Origin of the sequence: Pseudidiomarina tainanensis (assembly GCF_900115255.1) — a bacterium.
GTDB classification, from domain to species: domain Bacteria; phylum Pseudomonadota; class Gammaproteobacteria; order Enterobacterales; family Alteromonadaceae; genus Pseudidiomarina; species Pseudidiomarina tainanensis.
The window spans coordinates 854062-868375 of sequence record NZ_FOYU01000001.1 but is presented as its reverse complement, the minus strand read 5'-3'; the positions used below and the strand labels follow the sequence as shown (position 1 = coordinate 868375).

The following is a 14314-nucleotide window of genomic DNA, read 5'->3' as shown; positions in this document are numbered from 1 at the left end:
CTTCTCATGCTTCGAGTCTACTTAGTTAGTTTAATTGTCCTGTTCATGTCGCCATTACATGCCGCTGAACAAAGGCTTTACGATGAGCTTGGCCAGCAGCAGGGTATTAGCCAACTGATGGAATTATTTGTGCTGGAAATAGCTGCCGACGAGCGCATTATTCATCACTTTGAAAACGTCGATATCGATCGTTTCCATCGCATGTTATCTGAGCACATTTGTGAGTTGTCCGGCGGACCTTGTGAGTACACGGGCGAGTCGATGGTCACGGTACACACCGGTATGAATATTTCGCGAGCGGAATTCAATGCTGTGGTTGAACATTTAATGACAGCAATGGATGAACAACAACTCCCAGTTAGTACACAAAACCGATTACTTGCTATACTCGCAGCATTCCATAAGGAAGTGATACATCAATAACAAGAATGAGAGCGAGTTTTCCCCGCCATGATAAAAATAAAAATACCGCATACATTAGTGCTGATGCTTTACATGATGATTGCTGCGTTGATCCTGACTTGGATTATTCCAGCCGGCGAATTTCAGCGAACGGTCAACGATATTGGACAAACAGTTGTTCAGCCAGGTACTTACACTGTGCTCGCAGAACAGCCCACATTGAGCCCATTGACCCTCTTTACCGTTATCCCTCAAGCCTTAGGTGACGCACAGGCGGTCATTTTCTTTGTGCTATTAATTGGTGGGGTGATGGGTATCTTGCGTGCAACCGGCATGCTGGATGCATTGATTGGTCTGCTACTAAAAAAATTCGCGGATAAAACCGGTTTGCTGATTCTGGGCGGCATGCTTACTTTTGGGATTTTTTCAGCATTAATTGGTGTCGCTGAAGAGTACCTTATTTTTGTTGCGATGTTGGTTGCGTTGTGTCGGGCATTGAAGCTCGATGGCATTACCGCCATGGGTATTTTGATTGTCGGTTATGGCATCGGTTATGGCTTGTCGCTTTTTAATCCGTTCACTTTACTGATTGCGCAAGCGGTTGCTGAAGTGCCACCAGCGTCGGGATTATGGTACCGACTTATGTTGTGGCCGATTTTGTTCGGGATTGCCTTCCATCATGTTTATGGCTATGCCAAGCGTGTCGCTGCTGATCCAAAAGCTTCGTTTTTAGCCGACATCACGCCAGCCAAAAGCGATGTTCGAGAGGAATATCCGGCACTTGATGGTCGCCACAAAATCATTTTATTGGGCTTTGTTGCAGTACTCGGTGTGCTTATTTGGGGGATTAAAGTACATGGTTGGTACCTGGTTGAGTTAAGTGCGTTATTCTTAGGTTTCGGTTTGTTTGCGGCAATCGTTGCTCAAATGAGTGCCAGCGAGGCGGCTAATAAGTTTATTGAAGGAGCCGCAGAACTTACTGCAACGGCATTATTAATTGGCTTTGCTCGATCAATTGCTATGATTATGGAGCAGGGGCAAGTACTTGATACGGTTATCTATTACCTAGCGATGCCGGTTGAGGCCTTTGGCGCATACTTTGGTGCGGTCAGTATGCTGGCGATTCAAAGTATACTTAATTTATTCATTCCATCAGGAAGCGGCCAAGCATTTGTAACCATGCCGATTATGGTGCCGATAGCGGATACTGCTGGTATTGGCCGACAAATCGCGGTACTCGCATTCCAAATGGGAGATGGCTTGATGAATATGATTGTGCCTACCAATCCTGTTCTCATGGGGATATTGGGCTTGGCTGGCGTTCCGTACGAGCGTTGGTTCAAATTCATTGCGCCATTGATGTTAAAGTTGTTATTCGCCTGCGCGATAGCAATGATTGTTGCTGTCGCGATTGGTTATCAATAACGAGACCCGGATAGACTTTGCGATATGGATAGTGCAACAACAATGCTTGAAAAAGCGCAAGATAATGCGGTACCGGAGGCTGTACCGCATTATTTAGTATCGACCCGCTGGTTGGCAGAGAACCTGAAAAAGAGTCATGTGCATGTCTTAGATGCAAGCATGAGGAAAGTGGTTGGTCGCACGCCGCTTGACTACAACGAACTCACGGTTATTCCTAATTCAGTTCATTTGGATTTAGAGCAGCGCCTCACAGATACTACCGCATCGTTGCCAAATACCTTTCCGTCAGCAGAACAGGTGACGCTCGCCCTGCAAGAATTGGGAATTAACAAAACCGATACCGTGGTGTTATACGACAACCAAGGAATTTATTCGGCTCCTCGAGCCTGGGTGATTTTTAAAGCCATGGGCTTTAAAAATGTCTTTATCTTGGACGGTGGTTTGCCGCAATGGCTATCGGATAATTACCCTGCTGCAACAGAGCACTCACTCCCACGCACGGCACGCGGTAATTTTGTTACTAAGTTCGATAAAAGTTGGCTAGTGACCTCAAAAGACGTACTCAAAGCCACGCAAAGTGGTTCAAGTAGTATTATTGATGCCCGCTCGCCGGATCGCTTCAACGGCTTAAAGTCAGAACCGCGAGAGGGTATGCGCAGTGGGCACATTCGTAGCTCATTCAACTTGCCATTTCTCGATGTATTGGATGACAATCGCTATCGCAAGCCAGATGAGCTTGAAGAGCTTTTTATTTCACTCGTTGGACCGAAATCACCTCACCTAATTTTGACCTGTGGTTCCGGTATTACAGCGTGTATTCTATTGGTAGCAGCAAGAATAGCGGGTTTTACTGAAGTACAACTCTATGACGGGTCATGGTCCGAATGGGGCGCCAATTCTCAGCTCCCCATCGAACCAAACTCTTCTTCGAATAACTAATATCTAATATCTAATATCTAATATCTAATATCTAATATCTAATATCTAATATCTAATATCTAATATCTAATATCTAATATCGCTCTTGCTCTCTAAACATTAAAGCGGAACAAGATCACATCGCCGTCTTTCACGATATAATCCTTACCTTCCTCGCGACGTTTACCCGCTTCTTTCGCGCCTTGCTCACCCTTAAACTGAATGTAGTCGTCAAAACCAACAACCACAGCGCGAATAAAGCCTTTCTCGAAGTCGGTGTGAATTTTACCAGCAGCTTGCGGTGCCGTTGCGCCAACTGGGATAGTCCAAGCGCGAACCTCTTTCACACCAGCAGTGAAGTAGGTTTGTAGGTTCAACAACTGGTAGCCGCCGCGAATAACCCGATTCAAACCTGGCTCGGTAAGACCCAAATCCGCCATGAATTCTGCCTTTTCTTCGTCATCAAGCTCCGCAATTTCTGACTCAATTTCAGCACAAACAGGCACCACAATGGCATTCTCTTTGCTGGCGATTTCGCGCACTTTATCGAGGTACGGGTTATTCTCGAAGCCATCGTCGTTCACGTTGGCGATATACATGGTTGGTTTCATAGTCAGCAAGTTGTAGCTACGAATCGTGGCTTTTTCATCGTCTGTTAACGTCACAGAACGAGCCATTTCGCCGCTTTCAAGTGCTGGCAATAATTTTTGTAATACTGCAATTTCAGCTGCAGCTTGCTTATCGCCACCTTTGGCTTTTTTACCTTGACGATGAATCGCCTTTTCAACGCTATCCAAATCGGCGAGGGCAAGCTCGGTATTAATCACTTCAATGTCTTCAGCTGGGTCAACCTTACCCGCCACGTGAACAATGTTGTCGTTCTCAAAGCAACGCACAACGTGACCAATTGCATCGGTTTCACGAATATTTGCAAGGAATTGGTTACCTAATCCTTCACCTTTTGAGGCGCCTTTCACTAATCCGGCGATATCCACAAACTCCATGGTGGTTGGCACCACGCGTTGTGGATTAACAATTTTAGCCAGTTCGTCGAGGCGTGGATCGGGTACTGCAACAACACCCGTATTTGGCTCAATGGTACAGAAAGGGAAGTTTGCAGCTTCAATACCTGCTTTAGTCAGCGCGTTAAACAGCGTTGATTTACCTACGTTCGGCAAGCCGACGATACCACACTTGAATCCCATGCTTATTTCTCTCTCTGTGCTTTGAAACTATGTAAATACTGTGTTGCCGCGCGCAGATCTTGCTGCATTAAAATATCGATGCTGCGGCAGGCTTCCGTAATGGTATCGTCCATCAAGTGTTGATCAGCTTGTGGCGCTTTCCCGAGCACCCAACCGGTGACTTTAGTTTTGTCACCTGGATGACCGATACCGATACGTAAGCGATGAAAATCTTGAGTTCCCAATCGTGCAACAATGTCCTTGATACCATTGTGTCCGCCTGTGCCACCGCCGGTTTTAAACTTCGCCACGCCAGGTGGTAAATCGAGCTCATCATAGGCAACTAATATTTCATGCGGCTCAATTTTATAGAAGTTAGCGAGGGTTGCGACAGCGTTGCCGCTTCGATTCATAAATTGCATTGGCAGCAACAGACGTAAATCCATGGCGCCTTTTTGAATACGAGCGGTGTGTCCGAAAAATTTGGTTTCAGGCTGGAGTGTTTGGCCATGCATGCGAGCATATTGCTCGACTAACCAAAAGCCTGCATTGTGTCGGGTTTGGGAGTATTCGGGGCCTGGATTACCCAGGCCCACGAGTAAGCGAATGGTCGACATAAGACCTTATTCAGCGTCTTTGTCTTCTTCTTTCGCTTCTTTAGCGGTCGGAACTTCAGCTGATACTTCTTCAGTTTCTTCCGCTTCTTTTTCTACACGCGGAGCAGTGATTGATACAACTGCTTGGTCGTGGTCTTCACCTTTAGTCAGCTCAACTAATTCAACGCCTTTAGGCATGTTTAAGTCAGTTAAGTGCAAGGTTTCGCCCAACTTCAAGTTCGCGATATCTACTTCAACGTACTCTGGCAGATCTTTTGGCAAGCAAGAAACTTCTAAGTCTGCAATGTGGTGAACCACAACGCCGCCTTCTTGTTTCACGCCAACAGCACTTGCTTCGTTAACGAAGTGAACTGGAACGTGAGTATGAAGTTTTTGACCTTTAACAACACGTTGGAAATCCAAGTGAGTTAATTTTGGCTTGTACGGGTGACGTTGAACGTCTTTCAAGATTGCTTCGTGCTTCTTGCCGTCGATAACCAAAGTCAAAATGTGCGAGTAGAAAGCTTCGTGGTCAGCCATGTTGTTCACTTTGTTGTGATCCAACGTGATTGATACCGCTTCTTTATCGGCACCGTATAAAATTGCAGGCACTTTTTCCGCACGACGCAGGCGGCGGCTCGCACCTTTCCCTGTATCCGTACGGAGTTCTGCTTGAATAGTAAAATCGATAGTTGACATGTGGAGTGTCTCCGTTAAATAAAAATAAGCCGGATATTCGCGACCAAATACCCGACGTGTTCCTCAAAAACTTGTTTTGCTTATTTGAGGGCGCGGAATATTACCACTGGCGCCCTCAAAATTCAATCAATACTCGAACATTGCCGAGATTGATTCTTCGTTGCTGACGCGGCGTAGCGCTTCAGACAGCATGCCACTTAAGGTTAATTGATGTACCTTATCGAGCGCCTTCATTTCTGGGCTCAATGGAATACTGTCAGTGACCACGACGCGATCGATGTGCGAGTCACGAATGTTTTCAAACGCATTGCCTGAGAATACTGGGTGCGTAGCATACGCAAATACCCGACGCGCGCCATTTTTCTTCAATGCTTCTGCGGCTTTACATAAGGTACCGCCGGTATCAATCATGTCGTCAACAATGATGCAGTCACGATCTTGAATATCACCAATGATGTGCATAACTTGCGATTCGTTGGCACGCGGGCGACGTTTATCGATAATGGCCAAGTCAATGTCGTTGAGCAACTTGGCAATTGCACGAGCTCGCACAACACCACCAATGTCAGGTGATACGACAACTGGGTTATGGAAGTCTTGCTGGCGCAGATGTTCCATCAATACTGGGCTACCGAATACGTTGTCGACCGGTACATCGAAGAAACCTTGAATCTGTTCAGCATGCAAATCAACCGTTAACACGCGGTCGACACCAACGCTCGACAAGAAGTCAGCAACAACTTTCGCAGTGATTGGTACGCGCGCAGAGCGAACACGACGGTCTTGGCGTGCATAGCCGAAATATGGCATGACGGCGGTAATACGACCCGCTGAAGCACGACGCAATGCATCCACCATGACGATAAGCTCCATTAAGTTATCGTTGGTAGGGGCACACGTTGATTGAATAATGAAAACGTCAGAACCACGAACATTCTCGTTGATCATGACACTGATTTCACCGTCGCTAAAACGGCCTACTTCAGCATCACCAAGTTTGATATATAGGCGGTCGGCAATTTTTTGGGCGAGTTCTGGCGTCGCATTGCCAGCAAAGAGCTTCATGTCAGGCACACTAAACCTCAGTCTTGTTGGTTAGGTTCACAGTTGAAGCCTGCCGCAGTTGCTGGCAGACCGGGTTTTCATTGAGACCTCGCGCGACAAACCCTGTCCATTGTGCAGGCATCCTTTCTAGCGCAGCACGGGCATCTGTCTCGTTCTCAAAGCGACCGAAGATGCATGCACCTGTGCCAGTCAACCGAGACGGCGCGTATTCTACCAACCAGTCGAGGGCCTTGGCAACTTCTGGATAGAGTTGACAGACCAGCGCTTCGCAATCGTTACTGGTATTTTCCCAACTCCAATTTGGCCAATTCAATGGCAAATGTTGGCGCGGTAGGTCGGGGTGTTTAAAAATACTTGGGGTACTAATTTGAACGCCCGGATGAATAACCAAATACCACGGGCAGGGCGGTTGTGCCGGTTGTAAAAATTCGCCAACACCTTCCGCAAAAGCTGCTTGTCCGCGCACAAATACTGGGACATCAGCACCAAGTTGCAAACCTAATTCTGCAAGTTGGGTGTCGCTTAAAGGCAGCTGCCAGAGATGCCGTAGTGCCAATAATGTGGTTGCTGCATCGGATGAGCCACCACCTAAACCGCCACCAAACGGGAGCTTTTTATGAATATGTATATGCACGCCAGGTCGTGTTTTGTGGGCATGCTGAGCCAATAAGTGCGCTGCTTGAAGTACCAGATTATCAGCGCTTTCCAACGTTGGCTCAGTACAACTTAAAGTGATTTCAGAGTCATCACGCAAGGTAAATGATAATTCATCGCCAAAGTCGATAAACTGGAACAGCGTTTGTAAGTTGTGATAGCCATCAGCGCGCTGACCAACAATGTGCAAAAATAGGTTTAACTTGGCAACCGCCGGCAAGGTTAGAAGCGCCATTGTGACACCTGCAATTTCAGCCGCCAAGCATCGGTTGTTAGGTTAATATTGTACGGCAAAAATATCCCATCGGTCAGTTCATACTGCCCGAGTTGTGCGCGCCAAAGTTGATCGGCGGCAACCATAGTAAAGTCTGAGAGCAACGCATATTGTTGTTGCTGGTATTGTTGCAGTTGGTATTGCTTTTGCACCATTTCAGGTAACTCGCGACCCGTGACAATAGCGCTAATCTGATTCACCGGTAAATCCAATCGAAAATATTGCCACAGTAATTCTTGCGCGGTTGTGGCACGATATTCTTTGCCATCTTCGTCTGTGAGCAAAGCGACACCGTTAGCCTGTTCCAGCTTTGCCAAGGTGCCGCGTAGCGGGTGAGAGAAGCGCATGGTGAGTTGCTCAGCGCTTGAATACCAATCGATGTAAAGACCATGGCGGTCGTCGGCGCGTAAGTCAAATAGCGCCATTTGTCCACTTAATCGCCAGTTGGCTAAGTTTTTGAGTTGTTGCTGTTGTGCAGCAACTGCCGCGCTATCGACATCTGATACGCTGGGTGGCTCGGGAACGCTGCTACAGGCAGTCAACCAAGCACTTGTGAGTACTACTAAAAGGAGACGTTTCATTGGTTTTGCTATCCCTGTTCGTGCGCTTTTCATCATGCGGGCTTTCACGTACAATTGCCAGCGTTTCGCAGTAGTTAGAGGCTCGCAATTTTTCGTTATTATGACCATTTTCGCGCTAGGTGTTAACCATAAAACAGCTTCCGTATCGTTACGGGAGCAAATCGCCTTCTCGCCAGAGCAGCTACACCAAGCGCTGCAAGCTTTGCGTGAACAGACGGGCGTGGCTGAAGCGGTTATTCTGTCCACCTGTAATAGAACTGAATTGTACTGTCATGGCGCAACCTCGACGGATATGTTGATTGGTTGGTTAGCTGGGTACCACCGCATTCCGTTAGAGCAATTACGTGAGCATTGCTACACCTACGAAGATGGCCCAGCTATTGAGCATTTGATGGCGGTAGCTAGTGGGCTTGATTCGTTAGTTCTGGGCGAGCCGCAAATTCTTGGCCAGGTTAAGCAGGCCTATCAATTTGCTCGAAACCAAGCCAGTGTCGGAAGCGTGCTTGAACGCTTATTCCAAAGTACGTTTCGCGTTGCAAAAACGGTTCGCAGTGAAACCAAAGTCGGTGAAAATGCCGTTTCCGTTGCGTTTGCAGCAGTCAACTTGGCGCGGCAAATTTTTGCTGAATTACCAGAATCGCGTGTGTTATTGGTTGGCGCCGGCGATACTGCCGAGTTAGTCGCACAGCATTTGACCGAGCACGGCGTGAAGCAATTGATGGTTGCCAACAGAACGCTGGCGCGAGCGAATGCTGTGGCTGAACAGTTTCATGGTCAGGCACATACACTGGGTGAGTTACCCGAACTACTACCGCAAGCTGATATCGTTATTAGTTCGACCGCAAGTCCGCTGCCGATTATCGGCAAAGGTCTGGTTGAAAAGGCATTGAAAGCTCGCAAACGCCAACCGATTCTCCTGATTGATTTGGCGGTACCACGGGACATTGAAGAGCAAGTCAACGAATTAGACGACGCCTTCTTGTACACCGTTGATGATTTGCAAGGCATTATCACTGAAAACCTGCGCAATCGTGAAGAAGCCGCTGCCGAAGCGAAAGTTATAATTGCCGAGCACTCCGAAGCGTTTACGGCGTGGTTGCGTCAACTTGATCATGTTGATGTGATTCGGGATTATCGTCAGCGCACGGAGCAAATGGCCGCAGAGCAATTGTTGCGTGCTCGAAACCAGTTGGCAGCAGGTAAAAACGCTGATGATGTACTCGCGGAATTAACCCAAAGATTAACCAAACAATTTCTTCACCAGCCGACGCGTATGATGCGTGATGCTGGCGCCGCAGGTGATTTTGAGACCTTGGCGGTATTTCAAAAATTAATAGCAGATGACGAGTAAGGTCCTCACCGCATGATGAATCCTTCGATTATTCGAAAACTAGAAGCGCTGCTTGAGCGCTATGAAGAAGTACAACACTTATTAAGTGACCCGGGTGTTATTGCGGACCAAGATAAGTTTCGTGGCTTGTCGCGAGAATATTCGCAGCTTGAAGAGCTGGTGAAATGTTTTACCAGCTACCAACAAGCGCAAGCGGATGAAGCCGCGGCGCAAGAGATGATGCAAGAAGACGACGCTGAAATGCGCGAAATGGCAAAAGTTGAATTGGATGAAGCACAAGCGAAACAAGAAGAGCTTGAGCAAGAACTACAGATTTTACTGTTACCGAAAGATCCAAACGATGATCGCCCTTGTTATCTTGAAATCCGTGCTGGTGCTGGTGGTGATGAAGCGGCGATTTTTGCTGGTGACTTGTTCCGTATGTACAGCCGTTATGCTGAGCAACATGGTTGGCGTGTGAGCATGGTGAGCTGTAACGAGGGTGAGCACGGCGGTTTTAAAGAAGTTATCGCTCACGTATCGGGTGATGGTGCCTATGGTCGCTTTAAATTTGAATCCGGTGGCCACCGCGTACAACGTGTACCGGAAACAGAGTCACAAGGGCGTGTCCACACATCCGCATGTACAGTCGCGGTGTTACCTGAAGTGCCAGAAGCTGAAGCCATCGAAATTAACCCAGCGGATTTACGCGTGGATACCTTCCGTGCGTCGGGCGCTGGTGGTCAGCACGTTAACCGAACTGACTCAGCGATTCGGATCACGCATATTCCGACAGGATTTGTGGTGGAATGTCAGGACGAGCGCTCGCAGCACAAAAACCGTGCGAAAGCGATGTCGGTGCTTCAAGCTCGATTACAACAGGCAGAAGACGAAAAACGTCGTCTCGAAGAACAATCTACCCGCCGTAGTTTGGTTGGTAGTGGCGATCGTTCAGAGCGTATTCGCACGTATAACTACCCACAAGGCCGTGTCAGCGATCACCGCATCAATTTGACGTTGTATCGCTTAGATGAAGTTTTGGAAGGGGCACTGGATTTGATTTTGGATGCCATCGTGCAAGAACATCAAGCCGATCAGCTTGCAGCGCTTGCTGAGAATCAATGATAAAGACGCCAATGACAATTGCAGAAGCATTGCGCTGGGCGACGCAACACATGACGCTTAGCGAAACCCCAAAGCTTGATGCAGAAGTGTTATTGGCGCATACCATTAAGCGTGATCGTACCTATTTGTTTACTTGGGCTGACCGAATTCTCGAACCGTTACAGCAAGAGCGTTTCGAGCAACTGGTACAGCGCCGCAAGCTAGGTACGCCGGTTGCTCATTTGGTAGGACAACGCGAGTTTTGGTCGCTACCATTGACTGTCAATGACAGTACCTTGATACCGCGCCCAGACACCGAAGTTTTAGTCGAACAAGCATTAAACCTACCAATGCCATCAGCGGCTACAGTACTTGATTTAGGTACTGGCACCGGCGCAATAGCGCTGGCATTAAAAAGTAGTCGCCCGCAATGGCAGGTGTGGGCAGTGGATAAAATGGCTGCGGCCGTTGCGTTGGCGCAGCAAAATGCACAAACGCTTAAACTTTCTATTTCGATAACTCAAAGTGATTGGTTTGACGCTTTAGAACCGCAGCAAAAGTTTGACCTGATTGTGTCGAATCCGCCGTATATTGATGCAAATGATCCGCATTTGGCACAGGGTGATGTACGCTTTGAACCGAAAAGCGCATTAGTTGCTGCAAATAATGGTTTGGCAGATATCGAAACGATTATTCAGGGTTCGAAACAATATTTACGCAGCGAAGGGTGGCTGCTCATCGAGCATGGTTGGACGCAAGCTGCAGCCGTTCGTGAACTGATGCAACAAGCACAGTTTAAAGCGGTTACGAGTATTCGTGATTATGCTAATCTGGAGCGAGTAACGATGGGACAGTGGAGTACTACCGATGGCCAATGATTTCATTTTCGCTGAAGAAAACGATCAAGAAGAAGTACCTGACAACACAACTGAAGCAGGTTGGAAGGTATTGATTGTTGATGATGAGCGTGAAGTGCATGCGGTAACCCGCTTAGCCTTGATGGACTTGGTATTTGAAGGCAAGGGTTTGAATTTTCTCAGTGCGTATTCACGTCGTGAGGCGGAGCAACTGATTTCTGAGCACGACGATATTGCGATTGTGCTGCTTGATGTTGTGATGGACACCGATGACGCTGGTTTGCAGGTCGCCAAATACATTCGCGAAACCGTTGGTAACCGCACCAGCCGTATCGTGTTACGCACTGGTCAGCCGGGTCAAGCGCCCGAACGCTCGGTAGTTATTAATTATGATATCAATGATTACAAAGCGAAAACCGAATTAACTGCGCAAAAGCTATTTACCTGTGTGATGTCGGCACTGCGTTCGTATCGCGACATCATTCGCGTTAAAGAGCAACTCGAACGAGTTGAGCATGAGTTGAGTTTTTACCAAACTTGGCTGCTTGAACACCAGCCGCAAGTGCGTCAGCAAGTTGCTGATGCCTATCAACGTTTAACCGAAAATAACGATTAAAAAGGACGTTCTTGATGTCATTCATAGCTCTAAAACACCTCCATGTCACCTTTGTGGCCATAAGTGTGGTATTATTCATGCTTCGTTTTTTCTGGCGCAGCATTGGCGCCGGCATAGCGAATCAAAAGTGGGTAAAGATAGTACCGCACATTATCGACACCGGTTTGTTGTTGACGATTGTCGGTATGTTGATTCACTGGCAGATGTGGCCGTGGGAAACACCATGGTTGATTAATAAAATCATTGGTTTGTTAGGCTATATTTTGTTTGGCTTGGTAGCGATGAAGGCATCGGTGAGCTGGCTGCGTTATGTCGGTTTTGTTGGTGCGCTGAGCTGGATTATGTTCCTGCTTCACATCGCGTTCAGCAAACAAGCACTGATTTAATAAAGCGTTATTCGTTATTCGTCCGCTACGCTGTTCGTCCGCTTCGCTTTTCGAACAGTGCGCAGCACGCACGAACAGTGAGCATAGCGAACGTACGAATAACGAATAACGAATTAAGGGTTTATGCGTTTTTCATATTTAGAACATGTTGCTCATGAAATTCTCCCAACTATCGAAATAGTGTGGGAGATTAGCCGTACCTTTCATTCTGATAGTGACCAGTACGTTAGTGATTATTATCAACAAATACGTGAGATGACGCATAAACATGAAGCACTCGCAGGTATTGAAAAACTGCAAGCGGTGATTCAGGACTTTTATTTCGATTTAGGGTTTAGTGATGCGCCGGAGCCGGTTGTTGGGGCGCAGCGCATCCTCCTTGATCGAGTGATTGGCTACCGTACCGGTTTGCCGATTAGTTTGGCGTTATTACTGCAAGAAACAGCGGCTTATGCTGGCATTCAAACTGAGTTGGTGGATTTTCCTGGCTATCCGTTATTGCGATTTGATTTTGACCATGAAAGCTATTTTGTTGATCCATTGCACGGCGAATTGTTAGAAGGCCAGCAAGTGCAAGAACGGTTCGAAGATGTCACCGATGATGCGCTTGAATTTTCGTGGGACATGTTTGAGGCGGCGGATCAAAAGACGATATTGATGCGCTACTTAACTGAGCTAAAGCATGCCATGATTCATGATCGTGAATTTGCGAATGCGCTAACGGTGGTGCACATGCTACTGGCCATATCCCCGGATGACCCATACGAAATACGTGACCGCGGTTATGTGCTCGAGGAACTCGATTGTCAACAAGCAGCAGTTGACGATTACCAGTATTTTGTCGAACAATGCCCAGATGATCCAAGCGCACAGCTGTTGCGCTTGCAGTTAGAAACGTGGGCGGCCCCCCAGCACGTCCTTCATTAAAATAAAAAATAAAAGGGGTTCTTGTGGAAAGCTCTGCATTGATTACCAATGACGGTATTATTTTTGGTTTGCTCGCCGTTATTCTCGGTCTTATTTTCTACACGCAAACCAGTTCAAATAGTTTTTGGCAGAAGTTTTATAAATGGGTTCCGGCCCTGCTGCTTTGCTATTTTATCCCTTCATTATTGAACACTTTCGGTGTTGTTGATGGTGCCAATACTGGCATCTATCCATTAGTTATGGATTATCTGTTACCGGCGTGTTTGGTGTTGCTCACCTTGAGCTTAGACTTAAAAGCGATTTTACGTCTCGGTCCTAAGCTACTGATTTTGTTTTTGACCGGTACCGTGGGTATCGTTATCGGTGGCCCCATTGCGCTATTAATTGTTAGCGCTATTTTCCCTGAAATGCTTGGTGGCGCTGGGCCTGACGCCGTATGGCGCGGTATGACGACAATTGCCGGCAGTTGGATTGGTGGCGGTGCCAACCAGGCGGCAATGAAAGAAGTCTATGAAGTGGGCGGTGAGATTTTCTCAGCAATGGTTACCGTCGATATTATTGTTGCCAATTTATGGATGGCCGTGTTGCTGTATATGGCTGCCAATAACAAGGCAATCGATAAGCGTATTGGCGCGGATACTAGCGCCATTGAAGCGATTAAACAGCGTATGGAACAGTACGAAGCTGAACATCGCCGTGAATCAAAACTACCTGATCTGATGTTTATTGTGGCGGTGGCATTTGGTGTCACTGGCTTGTCGCATTGGGGCGCCGATGTCATCGCACCGTATATTGCTGATAATGTGCCAGCGCTCAAAGACTTTAGCCTCGACAAGAAATTCTTCTGGTTGATAGTGATTGCGACGACGGTTGGTGTCGCTCTGTCATTTACGCCAGCTCGTAAGCTCGAAGGTGTTGGTGCATCGAAGTACGGTTCGATGTTCGTTTATATTCTTGTCGCCACAATTGGTTTGCATATGGATGTGACAGCCATTGTCGATGTGCCGAAGTATTTCCTAATTGGTGCTATCTGGATGATTATTCATGCCAGTTTAATGCTCATAGTTGCGCGTTTATTAAAAGCGCCGGTGTTTTACATGGCGGTCGGTAGCCAGGCAAACGTCGGTGGCGCAGCATCTGCACCGGTTGTTGCATCGGCATTTCATCCGTCTTTAGCGCCAGTTGGTGTGCTTCTTGCTGTGTTTGGTTATGCGTTAGGCACCTATATGGCCTATATTTGTGGTCAGATTTTGCGGGTTATTGCTGCCGGATAAGCAGCCTCCGCGCAATAGATAA

The 14314-nt window shown here is 47.4% G+C and carries 15 protein-coding genes and 1 pseudogene; 10 read left to right on the top strand and 6 right to left on the bottom strand.

From position 1 onward, the window contains the following. Nucleotides 1-6: 6 nt before the first annotated feature. From BM292_RS04305 to BM292_RS04295, 3 genes are read left to right on the top strand one after another with little or no spacing between them, the layout of a single operon-like run. Nucleotides 7-423: a group I truncated hemoglobin gene (locus tag BM292_RS04305; protein WP_092855622.1), complete on the top strand. Its 417-nt coding sequence runs from the start codon at nt 7-9 to the stop codon at nt 421-423. A gap of 27 nt (nt 424-450) precedes the next feature. Further along, entirely contained in the window at nt 451-1827 is a 1377-nt protein-coding gene (locus BM292_RS04300) for a YfcC family protein (RefSeq protein WP_092855620.1), read from the top strand. Nucleotides 1828-1851: 24 nt separating this feature from the next. After that, nucleotides 1852-2766 (top strand): sulfurtransferase, encoded by a 915-nt coding sequence (locus BM292_RS04295; RefSeq protein WP_092855618.1) that lies wholly within the window; start codon nt 1852-1854, stop codon nt 2764-2766. A gap of 92 nt (nt 2767-2858) precedes the next feature. Here the strand turns inward: BM292_RS04295 and ychF are convergent, their stop codons facing one another. The 6 genes from ychF to lolB all read right to left on the bottom strand — a co-directional run bounded on the left by ychF (nt 2859) and on the right by lolB (nt 7798). Further along, a complete protein-coding gene (ychF, locus tag BM292_RS04290; RefSeq protein ID WP_092855616.1) occupies nt 2859-3950 on the bottom strand; it encodes a redox-regulated ATPase YchF in 1092 nt (363 codons plus the stop codon). A gap of 2 nt (nt 3951-3952) precedes the next feature. After that, nucleotides 3953-4546 carry an aminoacyl-tRNA hydrolase gene (gene pth / locus BM292_RS04285; protein WP_092855614.1) on the bottom strand — a complete coding sequence of 198 codons (594 nt, stop codon included), beginning with the start codon at nt 4544-4546 and terminating at the stop codon, nt 3953-3955. Between the two features lie 6 nt (nt 4547-4552). Then, entirely contained in the window at nt 4553-5224 is a 672-nt protein-coding gene (locus tag BM292_RS04280) for a 50S ribosomal protein L25/general stress protein Ctc (protein WP_092855612.1), read from the bottom strand. A gap of 126 nt (nt 5225-5350) precedes the next feature. Further along, nucleotides 5351-6298 (bottom strand): ribose-phosphate pyrophosphokinase, encoded by a 948-nt coding sequence (locus tag BM292_RS04275; RefSeq protein WP_130202764.1) that lies wholly within the window; start codon nt 6296-6298, stop codon nt 5351-5353. 1 nt (nt 6299) lies between these two features. Continuing rightward, nucleotides 6300-7178, bottom strand: a complete 879-nt coding sequence (gene ispE / locus BM292_RS04270; protein ID WP_092855610.1) for a 4-(cytidine 5'-diphospho)-2-C-methyl-D-erythritol kinase — start codon at nt 7176-7178, stop codon at nt 6300-6302. Beyond that, nucleotides 7166-7798: a lipoprotein insertase outer membrane protein LolB gene (lolB, locus tag BM292_RS04265; protein ID WP_165383874.1), complete on the bottom strand. Its 633-nt coding sequence runs from the start codon at nt 7796-7798 to the stop codon at nt 7166-7168. The genes ispE and lolB overlap by 13 nt, the downstream gene beginning before the upstream one ends. A gap of 100 nt (nt 7799-7898) precedes the next feature. On the opposite strand from lolB, the gene hemA reads away from it, so the two are divergent. The 7 genes and pseudogenes from hemA (at nt 7899) to BM292_RS04230 (ending at nt 14292) form a co-directional block, all read left to right on the top strand. Then, on the top strand, nt 7899-9149 hold the full coding sequence (gene hemA, locus BM292_RS04260) for a glutamyl-tRNA reductase (protein WP_092855605.1): 1251 nt from the start codon (nt 7899-7901) through the stop codon (nt 9147-9149). A 15-nt stretch (nt 9150-9164) separates the two neighbouring features. Then, a complete protein-coding gene (gene prfA / locus BM292_RS04255) occupies nt 9165-10253 on the top strand; it encodes a peptide chain release factor 1 (protein ID WP_092856903.1) in 1089 nt (362 codons plus the stop codon). Next, nucleotides 10250-11110, top strand: a complete 861-nt coding sequence (gene prmC / locus BM292_RS04250; protein WP_281247489.1) for a peptide chain release factor N(5)-glutamine methyltransferase — start codon at nt 10250-10252, stop codon at nt 11108-11110. The genes prfA and prmC overlap by 4 nt, the downstream gene beginning before the upstream one ends. Then, nucleotides 11100-11603, top strand: a pseudogene (locus tag BM292_RS04245) (response regulator); the annotation flags it as partial. The gene prmC and the pseudogene BM292_RS04245, both read left to right, overlap by 11 nt. A 116-nt stretch (nt 11604-11719) precedes the next feature. After that, the gene (locus BM292_RS04240; protein WP_092855598.1) at nt 11720-12091 is read left to right on the top strand and encodes a SirB2 family protein; all 372 of its coding nucleotides are present in this window, start codon (nt 11720-11722) and stop codon (nt 12089-12091) included. 123 nt (nt 12092-12214) lie between these two features. Next, nucleotides 12215-13018, top strand: coding sequence for a SirB1 family protein (locus BM292_RS04235; protein ID WP_092855596.1), 804 nt, complete (start codon nt 12215-12217; stop codon nt 13016-13018). Between the two features lie 23 nt (nt 13019-13041). Further along, on the top strand, nt 13042-14292 hold the full coding sequence (locus tag BM292_RS04230; protein WP_092855594.1) for a DUF819 family protein: 1251 nt from the start codon (nt 13042-13044) through the stop codon (nt 14290-14292). The last annotated feature ends 22 nt before the right edge of the window (nt 14293-14314 follow it).